The sequence below is a fragment of the Nocardioides jejuensis genome, assembly GCF_004337475.1.
Taxonomy (GTDB): Bacteria; Actinomycetota; Actinomycetes; order Propionibacteriales; family Nocardioidaceae; genus Nocardioides; species Nocardioides jejuensis.
This window is the reverse complement of record NZ_SJZJ01000026.1, coordinates 36,074-54,754: the sequence shown is the minus strand read 5'-3', so window position 1 is coordinate 54,754 and position 18,681 is coordinate 36,074. Positions and strand designations below refer to the sequence as shown.

At 71.1% G+C, this 18,681-nt stretch carries 18 protein-coding genes; all 18 read right to left on the bottom strand.

The features are described from left to right. Positions 1 to 247: P-II family nitrogen regulator (locus EPD65_RS13855; RefSeq protein WP_131585139.1), on the bottom strand; the 247-nt coding region annotated here is incomplete at its 3' end. A gap of 37 nt (positions 248 to 284) precedes the next feature. Next, the gene (locus EPD65_RS13850) at positions 285 to 1,604 is read right to left on the bottom strand and encodes an ammonium transporter (RefSeq protein ID WP_131585137.1); all 1,320 of its coding nucleotides are present in this window, start codon (positions 1,602 to 1,604) and stop codon (positions 285 to 287) included. A 134-nt stretch (positions 1,605 to 1,738) separates the two neighbouring features. Continuing rightward, positions 1,739 to 2,077, bottom strand: coding sequence for a P-II family nitrogen regulator (locus EPD65_RS13845; RefSeq protein WP_107700170.1), 339 nt, complete (start codon positions 2,075 to 2,077; stop codon positions 1,739 to 1,741). A gap of 97 nt (positions 2,078 to 2,174) precedes the next feature. Next, entirely contained in the window at positions 2,175 to 3,296 is a 1,122-nt protein-coding gene (gene ftsY, locus EPD65_RS13840) for a signal recognition particle-docking protein FtsY (RefSeq protein WP_131585135.1), read from the bottom strand. 51 nt (positions 3,297 to 3,347) lie between these two features. Further along, a complete protein-coding gene (locus EPD65_RS13835; RefSeq protein ID WP_131585133.1) occupies positions 3,348 to 3,551 on the bottom strand; it encodes a hypothetical protein in 204 nt (67 codons plus the stop codon). Positions 3,552 to 3,662: 111 nt separating this feature from the next. Next, a complete protein-coding gene (locus EPD65_RS13830; protein WP_131585131.1) occupies positions 3,663 to 5,723 on the bottom strand; it encodes an acyltransferase family protein in 2,061 nt (686 codons plus the stop codon). Beyond that, positions 5,720 to 9,271, bottom strand: a complete 3,552-nt coding sequence (smc, locus tag EPD65_RS13825; RefSeq protein WP_131585129.1) for a chromosome segregation protein SMC — start codon at positions 9,269 to 9,271, stop codon at positions 5,720 to 5,722. Before smc ends, EPD65_RS13830 begins: the two co-directional genes overlap by 4 nt. Positions 9,272 to 9,305: 34 nt before the next feature. Beyond that, positions 9,306 to 10,538, bottom strand: a complete 1,233-nt coding sequence (locus EPD65_RS13820; protein WP_131585127.1) for an MFS transporter — start codon at positions 10,536 to 10,538, stop codon at positions 9,306 to 9,308. Continuing rightward, the gene (locus EPD65_RS13815; protein WP_243640603.1) at positions 10,535 to 10,804 is read right to left on the bottom strand and encodes a hypothetical protein; all 270 of its coding nucleotides are present in this window, start codon (positions 10,802 to 10,804) and stop codon (positions 10,535 to 10,537) included. The genes EPD65_RS13820 and EPD65_RS13815 overlap by 4 nt, the downstream gene beginning before the upstream one ends. A 128-nt stretch (positions 10,805 to 10,932) precedes the next feature. Then, entirely contained in the window at positions 10,933 to 11,883 is a 951-nt protein-coding gene (locus EPD65_RS13810) for an SPFH domain-containing protein (RefSeq protein ID WP_131585125.1), read from the bottom strand. 36 nt (positions 11,884 to 11,919) lie between these two features. Continuing rightward, positions 11,920 to 12,831, bottom strand: a complete 912-nt coding sequence (locus EPD65_RS13805) for a rhomboid family protein (protein ID WP_131585123.1) — start codon at positions 12,829 to 12,831, stop codon at positions 11,920 to 11,922. 56 nt (positions 12,832 to 12,887) lie between these two features. Further along, entirely contained in the window at positions 12,888 to 13,739 is an 852-nt protein-coding gene (gene mutM / locus EPD65_RS13800) for a bifunctional DNA-formamidopyrimidine glycosylase/DNA-(apurinic or apyrimidinic site) lyase (protein WP_131585121.1), read from the bottom strand. Beyond that, a complete protein-coding gene (gene rnc / locus EPD65_RS13795; protein WP_243640604.1) occupies positions 13,739 to 14,452 on the bottom strand; it encodes a ribonuclease III in 714 nt (237 codons plus the stop codon). The genes mutM and rnc overlap by 1 nt, the downstream gene beginning before the upstream one ends. A 22-nt stretch (positions 14,453 to 14,474) precedes the next feature. Beyond that, positions 14,475 to 14,660: a 50S ribosomal protein L32 gene (gene rpmF / locus EPD65_RS13790; RefSeq protein WP_131585118.1), complete on the bottom strand. Its 186-nt coding sequence runs from the start codon at positions 14,658 to 14,660 to the stop codon at positions 14,475 to 14,477. 44 nt (positions 14,661 to 14,704) lie between these two features. Then, positions 14,705 to 15,235, bottom strand: a complete 531-nt coding sequence (locus tag EPD65_RS13785) for a YceD family protein (protein ID WP_207891561.1) — start codon at positions 15,233 to 15,235, stop codon at positions 14,705 to 14,707. 102 nt (positions 15,236 to 15,337) lie between these two features. Continuing rightward, complete coding sequence (gene coaD, locus EPD65_RS13780; RefSeq protein WP_131585114.1) at positions 15,338 to 15,832, bottom strand: pantetheine-phosphate adenylyltransferase; 495 nt, start codon at positions 15,830 to 15,832, stop codon at positions 15,338 to 15,340. 3 nt (positions 15,833 to 15,835) lie between these two features. Then, positions 15,836 to 16,432 carry a 16S rRNA (guanine(966)-N(2))-methyltransferase RsmD gene (gene rsmD / locus EPD65_RS13775; RefSeq protein WP_131585112.1) on the bottom strand — a complete coding sequence of 199 codons (597 nt, stop codon included), beginning with the start codon at positions 16,430 to 16,432 and terminating at the stop codon, positions 15,836 to 15,838. A gap of 1 nt (position 16,433) precedes the next feature. After that, on the bottom strand, positions 16,434 to 18,680 hold the full coding sequence (locus EPD65_RS13770) for an ATP-dependent DNA helicase RecG (RefSeq protein ID WP_131585110.1): 2,247 nt from the start codon (positions 18,678 to 18,680) through the stop codon (positions 16,434 to 16,436). Between the last annotated feature and the right edge of the window lies 1 nt (position 18,681).

Here is an 18,681-nt window from a genome sequence, read left to right as displayed (position 1 = left end):
TCTGCGCGGCCTTGACGACCGTGTCGATGACGGGCTCGACGTCGTCCTCGTCGACCAGGATCTCGATGCGGATCTTGGGGACGAGCGTGATGTCGTACTCGGCGCCGCGGTAGACCTCGGTGTGGCCCTTCTGGCGGCCGTAGCCGCTGACCTCGGACACGGTCATGCCCGTGATGCCGATCGTCTCGAGAGCCGCACGCACGTCCTCCCACTTGTGGGGCTTGATGACGGCGGTGACCAGCTTCATGGATGTCCTTCTCTCGTGCGAGGTGAGTCGTCAGGGCTCAGAAGTGAAGCGTGCCACTACCAGGGCCCAGATGGGGCCGGGCCCCGCCGGTCGGGTGCAGGTCGTACGCCGCCTCGGCGTGGATGACGAGGTCGACGCCGAGCGACTCGTCGTCCGCGTGGACCCGGAAGCCCATCGTCGTGTCGAGGATCCGGACCAGCGCAGCGGTCATCAGGCCGGAGAACGCGAAGGTGACGAGCGCGGCGACCACCTGGCGCCACAGCTGGTCGAGACCGCCGCCGTAGAAGAGGCCGTCGACGCCGACCACGTCGGCGTTCGCGAGGAGACCGATGAGGGTCATGCCGACCAGACCACCGACGAGGTGGACACCGACCACGTCGAGGGAGTCGTCGTAGCCGAAGTGGTGCTTCCAGCCGACCGCGACGGCGCAGACCGCGCCCGCCACCGTGCCGACGAGCGTCGCACCGATCGGCGAGACCGAGCCGCAGGACGGCGTGATCGCGACCAGACCGGCGACCACACCCGACGCCGCACCGAACGACGTGGCGTGCCCGTCACGCACCCGCTCGACGAGCGACCAGGCGAGGAGGCCCGCGCAACCGGCCATGAGGGTGTTGACGAAGACGATCGCTGCGGTGTGGTTGGCCGCGAGCGCCGAGCCGGCGTTGAAGCCGAACCAGCCGAACCAGAGCAGGCCCGCGCCGATCATGGTCAGCGTCAGGTTGTGCGGCTTCATCGGGTCCTTGCCGAAGCCGATGCGCTTGCCGAGCACGATCGCTGCCGCGAAGCCCGCGGCACCGGAGTTGATCTCGACCGCGGTGCCACCGGCGAAGTCGAGGGCGCCGACCTTGTCGACGAGCCATCCGCCGGCGTGCGAGGAGTCGCCGAGGTAGAAGATCCAGTGCGCGACCGGCGCGTAGACCAGCAGCGTCCAGAGCCCGGAGAAGACCATCCAGGTGCCGAAGCGGGCCCGGTCCGCGATCGCGCCGGCGATCAGGCCGACGGTGATGGCGGCGAAGAGGCCCTGGAACGCAGCGAACACCATCTCCTCGTACGCCGCGCCGTCCTGCGCGTCGACGAGGGAGCTGAAGCCGGCGTACTGCGTCGGGTCGCCGATCAGTCCGTGGCCGAGGTCGTGACCGAAGGCGAGCGAGTAGCCGAGCAGCAGCCAGACGACCATGACGACGGCCAGCGCGCCGAAGACCATCATCATCATGTTGAGGACGGACTTCACGCGGACCATGCCGCCGTAGAAGAGGGCCAGGCCGGGGACCATCAGCAGCACAAGGGCGGCCGAGGTGAGGAGCCAGGCGGTGTCGCCGGTGTCCGGGGTCGCGACAGTCGAGGCGTGGATCATGGCGGACACGATCACAAGGACGCGTTACGCGCAGATCACGAACCTCACGGCGCAGGTTACGCCCGTGTTACATCCTCACAGGACGTCTCACGGGTGTCGGCGGGCTCGAGTGGAGCCCCCGGGTCAGCGGCGGATCAGAGCGCCGCCTCGTCGCGGTCACCGGTGCGCACGCGCACGACGGTGCCGATCGGGCTGACCCAGACCTTGCCGTCACCGATCCGACCGGTCTGCGCGGTCTTGACGACCAGGCCGACGATGTCGTCCGCGTCGTCGTCGTCCACGACGATCTCGATGCGGATCTTGGGCACGAGCGCGATGTCGTACTCCGCGCCGCGGTAGACCTCCGTGTGGCCCTTCTGGCGGCCGTAGCCACTGACCTCGCTGACCGTCATGCCGGTCACGCCGAAGGTCTCCAGAGCCTCGCGGACGTCTTCCCACTTGTGCGGCTTGATGACTGCGGTCACGAGCTTCATGACAGACATGCTGCGGGCCGGTCGTTTCGCGGCACTGCCTCCGCGGTTACGCGGGTGTTACACCTCGGGCACGACCCGTGCGGAGCCGTGCCGAAGCTCAGCCCAGGAGGGCGTCGACGAACGCTTCCGGCTCGAACGGCGCGAGGTCGTCCGGGCCCTCGCCGAGGCCCACGAGCTTGACCGGAACGCCGAGCTCCTTCTGCACCGCCACGACGATGCCGCCCTTCGCGGAGCCGTCGAGCTTGGTCAGGACGATGCCGGTGACGTCGACGACCTCGGAGAAGACCCGCGCCTGGATCATGCCGTTCTGGCCGGTGGTGGCGTCGAGGACGAGCAGCACCTCGGTGACGGGGGCCTGCTTCTCGATGACCCGCTTGACCTTGCCGAGCTCGTCCATGAGGCCGGCCTTGTTCTGCAGGCGGCCGGCGGTGTCGACCAGGACGACGTCGTAACCGCCGTCGACCGCGGCCTTGGCTGCCTCGAAGGCGACCGACGCGGGGTCGCCGTTCTCAGCACCGCGGATGACGGGGACGCCGACGCGCTCACCCCAGGTGGCGAGCTGGTCGACGGCAGCGGCGCGGAAGGTGTCGGCCGCACCGAGGACGACGGACTTCTCCTGGGCCACGAGGATGCGCGAGATCTTGCCGACCGTGGTGGTCTTGCCGGCGCCGTTGACGCCGACCACGAGGACGACGCCCGGCTTGCCGTCGGCTCCGGTGATGCTCAGGCGTCGGTCCATCGACGGGTCGACGAGGTTGATGAGCTCCTCGCGGAGCACGGCGCGGACGGGGGCAGCCTCGCCACCCTCGACGCGGAGCCGGGTGCGGAGGCGCTCCACGAGCTGCTGGGTCGGCGCGACGCCGATGTCAGCGGTGAGGAGCAGGTCCTCGATGTCCTCCCAGGTGTCCTCGTCCAGGCGGTCGCGCGACAGGAGCGCGAGCAGGCCGCGGCCGAGGCCGGACTGCGACCCGGCGAGGCGCTGACGCAGGCGGACGAGGCGGCTGGCCGTGCCCTCCGGCTTGTCGAGCTGCGGCTCGGCCGGGACGACCGGCGCTTCGGGAGTCGCTGTCTCCCCTGCCGGGGCGGCCGGCGAGGCGATGACGTCCGTGCCGCCGCGCGCCTTGCGGCGCCCGAGCGTCGTGCCGACGAGGCCGACGACGAGCAGCAGTCCGAGGACCGCGATGCCGATGATGAGCGTGAGCAGGGCAGTGACGTCCATGGCGGATATCCAACCAGACGGCCCGAGACCGACCGGCAGCGTGTCAGTGCGTCAGCGACGCGCGGCGACAACCCGGTCGCCGTGCTCCTCGGTGAGGACAGGAAGACGCTCCCGGCCCTGCACGAGGATGCGGCCGAGCCACTGGAAGCGTCCGGGCAGCTCCTCGCCACGCTGCGGGTAGGCGACGTAGACGAGCACGAGGGCTGCGGGCACCGCGCAGAGCACCAGCGTGAAGAAGACGAGCAGGACCGACATGTGAATCTCCGAGTTCTCATTCGTCCGGGCGAGCCGCCATGGTGCCACGCAGACGTGACCGCTCAGGGTCGCGCGAGGGCCACTCCCCCGTGCTCCCCGCTCAGAACGCCGTCAACCGTGGCGCGAATCACGGCCCAGACGGGCCAGCGCCGCGTCGATCCGCTCGCCGAGCGTCGTTGCGAGCGTGCGGGCGAAGGTCGCGGTCACGTGCTGGTCGTCGTGGTAGACCACGACGTTGCCGAGCACGGGCGTGCATCCACGCGGGTCGCAGAGCAGGTCGCGCAGGTCCACGAGCGCGCTGCCCGGCGTCGCGGCCACGGCGGCGGACAACGCGTCGTAGCCCTCGAACGCCCGGGAGGGCGGCGTACGGCAGGCGTCGCCGGCGCCGCCGCCGGCGCGCTCGACGCAGGTGAGGACGTCGTCGCGTGCCTGGGGCATGTCGCGGATCGCGACGACCTCGGTGCCGCGCGCGATCTGCGACTCCCATGCCTCACGCAGGGTCCGGACGGTGGCCTCGCGGTAGGTCTCGTCGCCGACGCGCCGCGCGGGACGACCGGCCTGCCGCGACGTCGTCACGATCAGGTCGTACGCCGCGTGGCCGGCCAGGTAGTCGGCGACGTTCTGCTTCCAGGTCGCGCAGGTCTCGCGCAGCACGCGTGCGGGATGCGCCTGCTGGCCGGTGCTCCACGAGCACGCCGCGCGACCGATCACGTCGACGTGCCAGTGACGCTTCTCCGCGAGCTCCTGGTACGCGGGCGTCAGCGAGCTGCTGTGGGAGTCGCCGATCGCCAGGACCTGCTTGCGGGCGCCGGTGGTCGGCCCGTAGGAGCAGACCTTGACCTGCGTGCCGTCCGTGCCGAGCCAGCACGCGTAGTCGATGCCGTCGTCCTCGGACGCTGCGGCCGGCGCGGGCACGAGCAGGTCGCCGCGGTCGGGGCACTCGGGGTGGCCGACGACCTCGGCGCCGAGGCAGCGGTAGTCGCCGGAGGCGACGATGCGGGCGGCCTGGTCGCGCAGCCGGTCCACCGCGTTGCGGGACTGGGCCGCACCGGCAGCCGCGAGTGAGCCGACGAGCGCCGTGGCGACGACGGTGACGCCGACAACGGCCAGCACCGGACGACGTCCCTCCAGCGTGCGGGGCAGCTGCCGGAGCGGCTCCTCCACGAAGCGGGTCGAGATCCAGGCGAGAACGAGGGTCGTGACGAGGATCCCGAGCCGGTCGAGGCGACCGAGCGCCTCCCCCGTTGCCGCCGGGACGAGCACGACGAGCGGCCAGTGCCACAGGTAGATCGCGTAGGAGACGTCACCGACCCAGGTCACGGGGCGCAGCCGCGCGACGAACGCCAGCGGTCCGGCGTCGGCGGCAGCGATCAGCGCCACCGCCCCGAGGACGGGGAGCAGCGCGGCCACACCGGGGAAGACGGTGCTGCCCGTGTAGGTCACGACCGCCGCGAGGACAGCCGCGAGACCGGCCCAGCCGAGGACCTGCCGGATCCAGCGCGGCGCGACGACGGCTGCCGCCGCCAGCAGTCCGCCGGCGAGCAGCTCCCACGCGCGGGTCAGGGTGGAGAAGTAGGCAACACCGGGCAGGTCACCGGTCTGGCGCACGCACCAGGCGAGGCTCACCGCCGCGAGGACGCCGAGGACCGTCAGGACGACGGCACGGCGGGCCCGGCAGATCCGGGCCAGGAGCAGCACCAGCAGCGGTACGACGACGTAGAACTGCTCCTCGACACCCAGGCTCCAGTAGTGCTGCACCGGCGTCGCCGCGTTGTCCGCGGCGAGGTAGTCGACGGAGGCTGCCGCGAGCGACCAGTTCTCGACGTAGAAGGTCGACGCGAGCACCTCGTGCAGGAACGCCGCCCGCTGCGACAACGGCACCACGAGCAACGTCGCCACGGCGACCGCTGCGAGGACGAGGAGCGAGGCGGGCAGCAGCCGTCGGGCGCGGCGTACCCAGAAGTGGCTGAGGCGGACCGTGCCCGACGCGGCGGCATCGCGCAGGAGGTGCCCGGTGATCAGGTACCCGGAGATGACGAAGAAGACGTCGACGCCGACGAAGCCGCCCCGGACCGTGCCCGGCCACAGGTGGTAGAGCAGGACCGAGCCGACGGCCAGGGCGCGCAGCGCCTGGATCTCGGGACGGAACCCGCGGGTGGTGCGTCCGCTCACGCCGGCTCGGAATCGCGCAGTCGCTGGCTGATCACCGCAGAGACGCCGTCGCCGCGCATCGTCACGCCGTAGAGGGCGTCGCCGACCTCCATGGTCCGCTTCTGGTGCGTGATGACGAGGAGCTGGGAGTGGGCGCGCAGCTCCTCGTAGATCTCCAGCAGTCGGCCGAGGTTCGTGTCGTCGAGGGCCGCCTCCACCTCGTCGAGGATGTAGAACGGCGACGGACGGGCCTTGAAGAGCGAGACGAGGAACGCGACCGCGACGAGCGAGCGCTCACCACCGGAGAGCAGCGAGAGCCGCTTCACCTTCTTGCCGGCCGGCCGGGCCTCGACCTCGATGCCTGTGGTCAGCATGTTGTCGGGGTCGGTGAGGACAAGCCGCCCCTCACCACCCGGGAACAGCCGCGCGAAGACGTGGTCGAACGCGACCCGGACGTCCTCCCAGGCCTCGGCGAAGACCTGCTCGACGCGGTTGTCGACCTCCTTGACGATGTCCAGGAGGTCCTTGCGGGTCTTGCGGAGGTCTTCGAGCTGCTCGGTGAGGAACTTGTGGCGCTCCTCCATGGCCGTGAACTCCTCGAGCGCGAGCGGGTTGACCCGGCCGAGCATCGCGAGGGCGCGCTCGGCGGTCTTGAGCCGCTTCTGCTGCTCCTCCCGGACGAACGCCGCCGGCTCGGGCGCCTCCTGGCCCTCCTCGAGCTCGCCGGTGAACGGGATCAGCGTGTGCGGGCCGTACTCCTCGAGCAGCGCCTCCACAGCGACGCCGAGCTCGTCGATCGCGCGCTCCTCGAGCTGCTCGATGCGCATCCGCTGCTGGGCGCGGGCCATCTCGTCGCGGTGGACGGAGTTGACCAGCTCGTCGTGCTGCCGACCGAGGTCACGCAGGCTCCCGCGTACGGCCAGCAGCTCGTGCTCGCGCGTCGTGCGGGCCTGCTCCACCTCCGTGCGTACGACGGAGGCTCGCTCGATCGACTGCTCCAGGCTGTCCAGCACCACGCGTACGCCGACCTGCACCGCCTCGGCGGCACGGCCCTCGCGGAGCAGCCGCTCGCGGCGTTCGGCGGCGCGGGCGCGCTGCTCGCGCTCCTGACGGGCCTGGCGGAGCAGCGCGTCGGAGCGGCCGTGGAGCGCGCGCGAGCGCTCCTCGGACGTGCGCAGCGCGAGCCGCGCGTCGGTCTCGGCCTGACGGGCGGTGCGGGCGGCCTCGATCAGGCGCTCGCGCTCGGCGGTGTCGGGCTCCTCGTCGGGCGCCTCCTCGGCGCCGGCGAGGCGGGCCTCGAGGTCAGCGAGGCCCGCGACGTCGCGGTCGCGCGCCTCCTCGGCCTTGGCGATCGCCTCGGTGACGCGGTCTGCCTCGCCCTTGGCGGCGCGGACCTGCGAGCCGTACTGGCCGAGCTCCTCGGCCACAGCGGCAAGGGTCGCGTCGGACTCGTGGAGCTGCGCGAGGGCGACGTCCACGCGCTTCTGCGCGTCGAGGCGCTGCGCCTCGACCTTCGAGGTCTCGAAGACGAGGCGCTCGGCGCGGGCCGTGGCCTCGGAGAGCTGGGTCGCGGCCTCGTCGACGGCCGCCTGGATCTCGATCAGGCTCTGGCCCGCGCTGGAGCCGCCGGCCGCGAAGTGCGCACCGAGGACGTCGCCATCGCGGGTCACCGCGGTCACGGTCGGGTCGGCCTTGACGACCTGTCGGGCGGACTCGAGGTCGGCGACCACGGCAACGCCTGCGAGCAGGCGGGCGAGGCTCGGCTTGAGCTCCTTCGGGCAGTCGACGACGTCGTACGCCCAGGCCTCGGCGGCACCGGGCAGCGCGCCCTGCGCCGTCGGCGCGGCGGCGCCGCCCACGAGGAAACCGGCCCGGCCGAGGTCCTCGTCGCGCAGGTGGTTGAGCGCGCGCGCTGCCGCATCGGGGTCGGTGACCGCCAGTGCGTCAGCAGCAGATCCGAGGGCGGCAGCTACCGCGGTCTCGAAGCCACTCTTCACGGTCAGCAGCGCGGCCACCGAGCCCAGCAGGCCGGAGACCTGGTCGGTCGCCGCGAGCAGGGCGCCGGCGCCGTCCTTGCGGTTGAGGCCGAGCTCGAGCGCCTCGCGACGAGCGGTCAGCGACGAGCGGTCACGATCAGCGGCGGCCGCCTGGTCGCGCAGGTCGAGGAGCTGTTGCTCGAGGACGTCGAGCGCCTCGACCGCTTCCTCGTGCTCTGCGTCGAGGCCCTCCTCGCCGGCGTCGAGGCCGGCGACCTTGGTCTCGAGTGCGGTGAAGTCACGCTGGGACCGCTCGGCGCGCGCCAGCGCATCCTCGCGGGCCAGGGTCAGGCGGCCGACCTCGTCGGCGGCAGCGGCAGCGCGCGACTTGAGCGCGTTGACCTGACCGACGAGCCGGGCCAGTCCCTCGCGGCGGTCGGCGGCTGCCCGCTGCAGCGCGGCGATCCGGCGTTCCTCCTCGGAGGCGGCGTCCTCGGCCTTCTTGCGCGCGGCGATCGTGTCGTCGAGCCCGACCCGCAGGGTGTCGACCTCGGCCGCGATCGCCTGCTCCTGCGCCTTCGCACGCTCGGCGTCTGCCTCAAGCTGCTCGGGGTCGCGGCCACTGCTGGTCGCGACGTCGGCCTGGCCAGCGGCGTTGCGGACGCGCTCGGCGGCGAGCGACGCGGTGCCGCGGATCCGCTCGCGGAGGCCGGAGAGGGCGAAGAGCGTCTCCTGGGCCCTGCTCAGGGCGGGGAGGTCGTCGCGGAGCGCGGCCTCGAGGGCTGCCTCGGCCTCGCGGGCCTCGGCGATCGCCGTCTCGATCTCGGCACGGCGCTGGACCAGCAGAGACTCGTCGGCCATCTCCTGCTCGAGGGCGGTGCGTGCGGTCACGAGGTCGTCGGCGAGCAGGCGGGCCCGTGCGTCACGGACGTCGGCCTGCACCGTGGCTGCCCGGCGCGCGACCTCTGCCTGGCGGCCGAGCGGCTTGAGCTGACGGCGGATCTCGACGAGAAGGTCGTTGAGGCGGGTCAGGTTGCCCTCGGTCGCGTCGAGCTTGCGGAGCGCCTTCTCCTTGCGCTTGCGGTGCTTGAGGACGCCGGCGGCCTCCTCGATGAAGCCGCGGCGGTCCTCGGGGGTCGCGTGGAGGATCTGGTCGAGCTGGCCCTGCCCGACGATGACGTGCATCTCGCGACCGATGCCCGAGTCGCTCAGCAGCTCCTGGACGTCGAGCAGACGGCAGGTCTGGCCGTTGATCGCGTACTCCGAGCCGCCGTTGCGGAACATCGTGCGGGTGATCGTGACCTCGGCGTACTCGATCGGCAGGGCGCCGTCGGAGTTGTCGATGGTCAGCGCCACCTCGGCGCGGCCCAGCGGCGGGCGACCGGAGGTGCCGGCGAAGATGACGTCGTCCATCTTGCCGCCGCGCAGGCTCTTGGCGGAGGCCTCGCCCATGACCCAGGCGAGCGCGTCGACGACGTTGGACTTGCCGGAGCCGTTGGGCCCCACGATGCAGGTGATGCCCGGCTCGAGCTGGAGGGTCGTCGACGACGCGAAGGACTTGAAGCCCTTCAGGGTCAGACTCTTGAGGTACACGGACGCTCCTGGCGGCGGGGCAGGTCGGGTCAGGTTACAACGCGACAACGCGGCGGAAGAGGAGGATCAGGGCGAGCCCCAGCAGCGCCGCTCCCCCGACGTACGCCGCAGCGATGCCGCCGATCGCGGCGAGCGCGCCCCCGGCAAGACATCCGGCCACCGTCGCGGCCAGTCCGAGGGTCGCCGTCGCGGCCGCGACGGAGTCCGCGGTGCCGTCCCCCGCCGTCCGCGTACGCCGCAGCTCACGCGCGACGTCGCCGGCCACGAAGCCCACCGCGGCCAGGGCGGCGACCGTGCCCGCTGCGATCCACGGATCGTGCAGCCGCGAGAGGGCGAGGTGTCCCGTGGCTTCGAGGGCCAGGCCGGCGAGCACGATCCGCGCCGGTGTGACGGCCGCGAGTCGACGCGGCAGCCACTCCACGAGCGGTCGCAGCGCGACGCCGGCCATTCCTCCGGCTGCGGCAACGGCGACGAGAAGCCCGAACCCCGTCGGCCCCAGGCCGAGCAGCCGCGTCGCATAGACCACCAGCAACGCCCAGCCCCCCGCCCAGGCCGCCTGGGCGGCGAGCCCGGCGAGCACCAGACCGGAGAGCGGCGGGTCGACCGCGATCCGCCGCAGGCCGGTGCGGACGGGGTGGTGCTCCGGAGCCGGGGCCGGTCCGCGCGACGGCCCGGCCACCCGGATGCGGGAGAAGAGCGCCACACCTCCGGCCAGCAGGAGCGCCTGCGCCAGGAACGGCACGGCGCCACCGACCGCGAACAGCAGTGCGCCGAGCGCCGGTCCGAGCAGCTGTGTGCCGAGGACGAAGCCGCCGTCGAGACGTCCACCGATGCTGTCCAGCGCCTCGGGATCAGCGGCCAGCATCGGCAGCACCGGACCACGCGCCGCGTCGGCGACGGTCTCGGCAACACCGAGGACCAGCATCGCGACGAGGACCAGCGCCACGGGAGCAGCACCGAGCGCGTACAGCGTGGCGATGACCGCGAGAACGCCGGCGCGCACACCGTCCGCAGCGACCACCAGCAGCCTGCGGTTGACCAGATCGGCCAGGAACGCGGCGTACGGGCCGGCGAGCAGGACGGGAAGCCGGTGGAGGGCGACGGCGAGCCCCACGAGGAACGGCGATGCCGTCAGCGAGGCCACCGCGAGGGGGCCGGCGACCAGCGCCATCCCGTCCGCGAACTGGACCAGCCAGGTCGCCGCGACGAGTCGTCGGACGTCCGGGCCCAGACGGGCGGGGACGACACGGTCGACGAAGAGGCTCACGAGCACGTGAGAGTAGCCGGGAACCCCGAGATCAGCGGTGACAGGGGCACCCGTCCGTGACAGCCGTCAGGCGGGCTGCATCTCCTCGAGCCGGGCCCAGGTGGCCCGATCTGCGGCGAGGCGGTCGTTGTCCTCCTGAAGACGAGCACGAGGGCCTCGAGGTCGCCCACGCGGTCGCGCAGACGGCGTACCTCCGCCGCGAGGCGGTCCGCACGCGAGGGGTCACGCAGGTCGCTGCTCATGTAGCCGAGAAGCGCCTTGGCCATGAAGTTCCTCCGGTCTGGAGTGGAAGGCCTCGACCCATGCGTCGGGGCCGTCTTCAAGGGTCGCACCGCGCCGCGCGGCGCGTCAATGTGACGCCGGATCGACTGGGGCCGGGCCCCGGTCCCTGCGCTCAGCGACCTGCCTGCGGTACGACGAGCGCGCTGCCGCCACCCGGCCAGCAGGAGAAGCCGGCCGGGACCGGCTGCTGCTCCTTGACCATCTCCTCGAAGGTGTCGAGGCACCGCGAGACGAGGACGTTCGGATCGTGCGAGACCGACGCCGACAGGGCCCGGTTGGCAGCTGCCTGTGCTGCCGCGGTCTTCTCCTGCTGCTCCGCGATCCGGGTGTTGCCCACCTCGGCCTGGAAGGCGTTGATCTTCGCCTGCGTCGAGTCGGCGAGCTGGAGGAACGACAGCGTCACCGACAGGATCTCGATCTGCGGCTTGCCGCGGTTCATCGAGGCCAGCCGCTTGTTCATCGAGGTGACGATCTGCGCCGAGAAGGCGTCAAGATCCGGCGCAGCGGAGATCCGGGTGTTGTCGTGCCCCGCGTTGGCCGCCTGGTTGACGTTCGCCAGCGGGTTGAACGCCCCGAGGACCTCGTTGACCGACGCCTTCAGCTGGGTCACCACGAGCGACGACTTGATCGTCTCGTTGACGTTGTTGGACCGGTAGTTCTGATAGAGGCTCGCCGCCTCGCTCGGCACGATGCGCCAGCGGATCGTCATGCTCGCGCAGGCGGTGGAGGAGTCGCCGATGCGGACCTGGATGCAGTCCTTGCCGGTGAACTCGTCGGGCTGGATCGCCCCGTCCATCTCGGTCACCGACTGCCACGGAGCCTTCAGGTGGATGCCGTTGGGCAGGTCGCGACCGGTGGGACGGCCGAAGACCGTCACGACGCCAATGTCCTTGGTGCCCACGGTCGTGACGCACGAGGCGGCGACGACCACAGCCGCGAGCAGGACGAGTCCCGCGACCACGGCCGAGCGGACCAAACCGACCGTCCCGGGGATCCGGCCGAGGACGACGAGGGCCACCAGCGCGGCGACCAGGAGGAGTACGGCAAAGACGATCGAGCCCATGTCAGCTGCTTTCGTGCGGTGGGAGGAGTACGACGCTCAGCCGCGGCCGCGGAGGCGGTCGCGCAGCGCGAGCAGTTCCTTCTGCTCCGCGGAGGTCAGCGAGGCCTGACCACTGGCGTGGATCTTCTCGAGCAGGGCGTTCATCCGCGCCTCGTCCGGGCTCTCGACCGGGGCACCGCTGCCCTGCCACGGACCGGTGACGACCGTCGGGCCCTCGGAGGGGTGCCGGTGCGCGCGCCGGGCGCGCGGACCGTGCTCGTGGCGCGCTGCACCGCGCCGCTTCTGGCGGTGCGGGAGGTGGATCTTCGGGACGATGTGGTGCTCGCTGAGCATGCCGATCGACCGCGCCGCGATGGCCGACAGCAGCAGACCGACCACGAGGTAGAGGGCCATCCACCAGAACGCGTGCTGCAGATAGTCGATGAGCTGGAGGGCGAAGAAGACCAGGCCGACGACCCACGCCGGGATGTTGAACATGAACTGCCGGTGCGGCCACTCGGCAACCCAGGCGAGCAACACCACGAACTCGACGGTCCGCAGCGTCGCATCGCCCACCGTCGGGCCGACGTCACCGACCAGTGCCTCGATCATGACGGCGACGACGGCGAAGATCACCGTGACGCTCAACAGGAGCTGCATCATCCGGGCTCGACCGAGGAGGTGCTCCTCGAGGTCGCGGCCGAAGTACCAGAAGAAGACGATCGTCAGCAGCGGCCACAGGCCCACCCCACCGGGGTAGGAGAACGGCCAGGTCACGACGCGCCAGATCTCGCCGTGCAGGATCGCGTCCGGGTCGAGCGTCAGGGCATCCGAGAGCGACGTGCGCAGCGTGATCGCGCCGTAGAGCATCGCGACACCGCTCAGGATCGTCCACAGCACCGTGGTGTTGACGTCCAGCGTTCCGATCCGGAACCACGGGTCGTGAGGGGCACCGCCCGAGGGGCTCATCCTGAAGCGTCGTCGCACACCCGCATCCTAGGTGCAGGCCGGTGGCTGGCGCGGGGTTACGCGCGGCCTCGCCGCGGGGGCTTCTGGCAGGTCGGGCAGAAGTACGACGAGCGGTTCATGAAGGCGGCGCGACGCATGGCGGTGCCGCATCGACGGCAGGGTTCGTCCTCGCGGCCGTAGGCGTTGAGCGAACGCTCGAAGTAGCCCGACTGCCCGTTGACGTTGACGTAGAGCGCATCGAACGAGGTGCCGCCCTGAGCGAGCGCCTCGGTCATGACGTCACGCGCGTGCCCGGCAAGGTCGAGCACCTGGGCACGCGTCAGCCGGTCACCCGGACGCTCACCGTGGAGGCCCGCGCGCCACAGGGCCTCGTCGGCGTAGATGTTGCCGACGCCGCTGACCAGGGTCTGGTCGAGCAACAGCCGCTTGACGCCGCTGGTGCGGCGGCGGACGCGGCGTACGAAGTCGTCGAGGTCGAACGCCGGGTCGAGCAGGTCGCGGGCGATGTGCGCGATCTCCTGGGGAAGCTCCGCTCCCCCGGGCGACAGCGCCACACCGCCGAACATGCGCTGGTCGACGAAGCGCAGCTCCTGGCCGTCGTCGAGGCGGAAGCGGACCCGGAGGTGCTTCTCGTCCGGCGCCCCGACGGGCTGGACCAGCATCTGGCCGCTCATGCCGAGATGACCCAGCACCGCGTCGCCCGTGTCGAGCGGCAGCCAGAGGTACTTGCCGCGGCGCCGAGCGGCGGTGAAGGTGCGTCCCGCCAGCGCGTCGGCGAACGCCGCGGCGCCGCCGGGCGAACGGCGTACGGGCCGGTCGTGGAGGACCTCCACCCCGGTGATCACGCGGTCGAGCGCGTGGGCCTCGAGGCCGCGGCGTACGACCTCGACCTCGGGCAGCTCGGGCATCAGCCCGCGGCGGTCTCGGGCGACTCGACCGGGATCGCCGAGATCTCGGTGTACGCCGTCTCGGCAGCCTGCTGCTCGGCTTCCTTCTTGGAGCGACCCTCGCCGTGGCCGTAGAGCTGGTCACCGACGCGGACCTGCGCGACGAAGTGGCGCATGTGGTCGGGGCCGGAGCCCTCGATGACGTACTCCGGGACGCCGAGCGACCGCTCGGCGGAGAGCTCCTGCAGCGACGTCTTCCAGTCGAGGCCGGCGCCGAGCTTGGCGGCGTCCTCCATCAGCGGGTCGAACAGGAGGTGGATCAGTGCGCCGGCGACCTCGAAGCCGCCGGAGAGATAGACCGCACCGATGACGGCCTCGACCGTGTCGGACAGGATCGAGGCCTTGTCACGACCACCGGTCGACTCCTCGCCCTTGCCGAGCTTGATGTGCTCGCCGAGGCCGATCATGCGGGCAACGACCGCGAGCGCGCGGGCGTTGACGACCGCAGCGCGCAGCTTCGCCAACCGGCCCTCGGAGAGGTCCGGGTGGGTGCGGTAGAGCGCTTCGGTGACCACGATGCCGAGCACCGAGTCGCCCAGGAACTCCAGACGCTCGTTGGTCGGCAGGCCGCCGTTCTCGTAGGCGAACGAACGGTGTGTGAGGGCGCGCTCGAGCAGCTCGGCGTCCAGAACTGGATCGCCGAGCGCTGCCCGGAGCTCGCCGTACGTGGTCAGGGCCGTGAACCTGGAGTCAGGCTCAGAGGACCTGGCGGCGAGCCGCCTTGGCGCCGTACTGGCCACACTCGCCGCACGCACGGTGCGGGAGAACCTTGGCACCACACGCCGGGTTCGAGCAGGTGGCCAGCGTCGGAACGACGGCCTTCCACGCCGAACGGCGGTGACGGGTGTTGCTGCGCGACATCTTCCGCTTCGGAACAGCCACTGTCTTCTCCTCTAGCTTCGTCCGACCTGGTCAGGCCGGACTTGTCAGTCTTCGGTCTTGCTTGTCTTGGGGTCCTGCAGGGCGGACAGGCCGGCCCAGCGGGGGTCAATCGGCGCCTCATGCGTGTGGTCCGGATCATCCGCGAGCCGCGCACCACAGTCGATGCACAGTCCGGGACAGTCGTCCTGGCACAGGGGCTGGAACGGCAGCACGAGCACCACCGCGTCACGCAACACCGGCTCGAGGTCGACCAGGTCGCCCTCCGTGCGGAGCTCTTCCTCGTCGTCATCTGCGTCGCGCTTCTCGTCGTCGTAGACGAAAAGCTCCTGGAACCGCGCCTCGATCTCGTCGTGGATCGGCTCCAGGCACCGCGCGCACTCGCCCTCGAGATCGGCGTACGCCGACCCGGTGACGAGAACGCCCTCCATGACCGCTTCCAGCCGGAGGTCAAGCTCGACCTCTGCGCCTTCCGGGACACCGAGGAGCTCGATGCCGAGATCTGCCGGCGCCGGAACGGTCAGCGTGACTTCCAACTGGGACCCCGGGCGGCGGCCGAGCTCGAAAGTGTCGAGCACGAGCGGCGCTCTCGGGTCCAGGTGGGAACTCACGTCATCTCAATCAGGGCAGAACAGAACGGGCGGAGTCTACCGGCGCGTCACCGCGTCCAGCAAAACGCGTCAGGACGTGGAGCGCTTGCGCTCCTCGAGACGGGTGATCAGACGCTCACGGACGAAGTCGGGAACCAGGCCCGAGACGTCTCCGCCGAACATCGCGACCTCCTTGACCAGGCTCGACGCCAGGAAGGAGTACTCGGGGCTGGTCGGGATGAAGACCGTCTCCACCTCGGCGAGCGAGGAGTTCATCTGCGCCATCTGCAGCTCGTACTCGTAGTCGCTGACGGCGCGGAGGCCCTTCACGATCGCGACCGCACCCTGCTCCTGGCAGAACGCCGTCAGCAGACCGTTGAAGCCCGAGACCCGCACGTTGGGGAACTGCCGGCACACCTCGGTGAGCATGTCGATGCGCTCGTCGGGCGTGAACAGGCGCGTCTTGGACGGGTTCAGGCCGGTCGCCACGATGACCTCGTCGAAGAGGCCGGCGGCGCGGCTGAAGATGTCGATGTGACCGTTCGTCACCGGGTCGAACGACCCCGGGCACACTGCGATACGCACGTTCTACTCCCCTTGGTCGCCGTCAGGCTCGTCTGCACCGACGGACGCTGCGTGACCATAGCGCAGCAGCGTCTCGCCGTACTTGCGCTCGCGGAGCGGCGTGATGCCCTCCGGCCAGGTCGTCGTCGACCGCTTGCTCGCCCGCTCGACCACGACCAGCGCGTCGGCAGCCAGCCAGCCCTGGGCGACAAGCTTGGCCAGGTCGGCATCGACCTCCGCATCGGGCAGCGGGTAGGGCGGGTCCAGGAAGATCACGTCGTACGACGCCCGCGGTGCGCCCGACAGGACCGTGCCGACACTGTGGGCGATCACGTCCGCGGCGAAACCGAGCGCCTTGGCGTTGCGGCTGATCAGGGTGGCGGTGCGGCGGTCCTGCTCGACGAACGTCGCCACGCCGGCTCCGCGCGACAGTGCCTCGAGGCCGACGGCACCGCTGCCGGCGTACAGGTCGAGGAAGCGGAGGCCGTCGAGCGAGCCGCACCACGACTCGATGGCGGAGAAGAGCGCCTCGCGCACCCGGTCACTCGTGGGACGGGTCGTCTGTCCCTTGGGTGTCTCGAGCCGGCGACCGCCCGCGGTACCCCCGATGATCCGCGTCATCTCAACTCCGTTCCAGGAATTCGGACTCGACCGAGCGCTCAGTCTCCTCCACGGCGGCGCGCAGCAGTGGCACCTGTCCGAGGGCGAGGTCCTGATCGAGCAGCTCGTCGGCTGCGCGGCGGGCCTCGACGATGACGTCCTCGTCGCGGAGCACCTTGAGCGTGAAGAGCGACGAGCGACCACCGGATTGACGCTTGCCGAGGACATCGCCCTCGCGGCGCTGCTCGAGGTCGACCTGGCTGAGCGCGAAACCGTCGGTCGTCGAGGCCACCGCATCGAGGCGTGCGCGCGCGTCCGTGCCGTAGCCCGCCCAGGACACGAGCAGGCAGAGACCGGGCAGCCCACCACGGCCGACGCGACCGCGCAGCTGGTGCAGCTGGGAGACGCCGAACCGGTCGGCGTCGAGCAGCACCATCGCGGTCGCGTTGGCGACGTCGACACCGACCTCGATGACCGTCGTGGAGACGAGGACGTCGATCTCTCCGGCCTGGAACGCCCGCATCGTGCGGTCCTTCTCCTCCGGCTGCAACCGCCCGTGCAGTACGCCGACCCGGAGACCGTTGAGCGCACCGGACCGCAGCTCGGCGGCCACCTCCTCCACCGCTGCGAGGGGCCGCGGCGGCGCGATCGGGTTGCCGTCCTCGTCGTACTGGAGGACGTCCTGCTGGCCGGTCTCGACGACGTCTCCGGAGATGCGGGGGCACACGACGTAGGCCTGGTGGCCCTTGCCGACCTCCTCGCGGACGCGCTCCCAGACCCTGCCCAACCAGTGCGGCGCGTCGGCCAGCGGCACGACGTTGGTCTGGATCGGCGCCCGACCCGCGGGGAGCTCGGTGAGGGTGGAGACCTCCAGGTCTCCGAAGACGGTCATCGCCACGGTGCGCGGGATCGGCGTGGCGGTCATGACCAGGACGTGGGGCGGCGAGCCGGCCTTGTCGGTGAGCGCAGCCCGCTGCTCGACACCGAAGCGGTGCTGCTCGTCGACGACCACCAGGCCGAGGTCCTGGAACTGGACCGACTTCTCCAGGAGTGCGTGGGTGCCGATGACGATGCCGGCGTCGCCGGTGACGATGTCGAGGAGCGCCTGCTGCCGCTGCTGCTTCGTCATCGATCCGGTCAGCAGAGCGACGCCCGTCGACTCCTCCGCTCCCCCGAGCATCCCGCCGCCGGCGAGGTCGCCGAGCATGGCGCTGATCGAACGGAAGTGCTGCTGGGCGAGCACCTCCGTCGGCGCCAGCAGGACTGCCTGACCACCTGAGTCGACCGTGCGGAGCATGGCCCGCAGCGCCACGAGCGTCTTGCCGGAGCCGACCTCGCCCTGCAGCAGCCGGTGCATCGGATGCGGCTGCGCGAGCTCTGCCTCGAGCACCTCGCCAATGGCCCGCTGGCCCTGGGTGAGGTCGAACGGCAGCCGCGCGTCGAACGCCTCGAGGATCCGCGTCACTCCCCCGGTGCGCGCCTGTGCACCCTGCGCCATCAGCTCGCGGCGCCTCCTGCCGAGGACCAGCTGCAGCGTCAGCGCCTCCTCGAACCGGAACCGCCGCCGGGCTGCGCTGACCTGCGCGAACTCGTCCGGCGCGTGGATCCACTCGATCGCCTGACGCCGGCCGACCACGTCGTACCGGCTGCGGAGGTCGTCGTCGAGGGGCTCAGGGATCTCGTCCAGCACCGTGAGGGCGAAGGCGCACGCCCGCTGGAGGTCCCAGGTCTCGACGCCCTTGGTGAGCGGGTAGATCGGGAAGAACTTCGGCATCGTCTCCATCGAGAGCAGCGCGCCGGTCTCGTCCGCTGCGCCGGATCCCTGCGGTCCGAAGAGGACCATCGACGGGTTGGTGAGCTGCCACTGCTGGCCGAACTGCGACGCCTTGCCCTGGAAGACGCCGCGACGGCCGGGGTGGAGCTTCTCGCCCCAGCTCTTCACGATCCACTGGCTCTTGGCGAAGAACGTCATCTTCAACCGCCCCGCACCGTCGGCGCGCAGCAGCACCTCGACCCGGTACGCCGGCTTGCCAGTGCGCCGGTCGGTGTAGGACTTCGTGTCCGAGGCAGCGACCTCGCCGATGATCGTGAGCAGCTGGCCTTCGCGCAGGCTTCCGAGGTCGCTGAGCTTGCCGGTCTCGAGGTAGCGACGCGGGAAGTGGTGAAGCAGGTCGCCGACGGTCTCGATGCCGAGGCCTTCGACGATCGCCTTGCGCTTGCGGGGCTGGTCGCCGAGGACGGCAGCCACCGGGGTCCCGAGATCGATCACG

Coding starts and splice junctions, on each gene's coding strand:
- EPD65_RS13850 (WP_131585137.1), bottom strand. CDS start 1,604: ATGATCCACGCCTCGACTGTCGCGACCCCGGACACCGGCGACACCGCC.
- EPD65_RS13845 (WP_107700170.1), bottom strand. CDS start 2,077: ATGAAGCTCGTGACCGCAGTCATCAAGCCGCACAAGTGGGAAGACGTC.
- ftsY (WP_131585135.1), bottom strand. CDS start 3,296: ATGGACGTCACTGCCCTGCTCACGCTCATCATCGGCATCGCGGTCCTC.
- EPD65_RS13835 (WP_131585133.1), bottom strand. CDS start 3,551: ATGTCGGTCCTGCTCGTCTTCTTCACGCTGGTGCTCTGCGCGGTGCCC.
- EPD65_RS13815 (WP_243640603.1), bottom strand. CDS start 10,804: ATGGCCAAGGCGCTTCTCGGCTACATGAGCAGCGACCTGCGTGACCCC.
- EPD65_RS13810 (WP_131585125.1), bottom strand. CDS start 11,883: ATGGGCTCGATCGTCTTTGCCGTACTCCTCCTGGTCGCCGCGCTGGTG.
- EPD65_RS13805 (WP_131585123.1), bottom strand. CDS start 12,831: ATGAGCCCCTCGGGCGGTGCCCCTCACGACCCGTGGTTCCGGATCGGA.
- mutM (WP_131585121.1), bottom strand. CDS start 13,739: ATGCCCGAGCTGCCCGAGGTCGAGGTCGTACGCCGCGGCCTCGAGGCC.
- rsmD (WP_131585112.1), bottom strand. CDS start 16,432: ATGACGCGGATCATCGGGGGTACCGCGGGCGGTCGCCGGCTCGAGACA.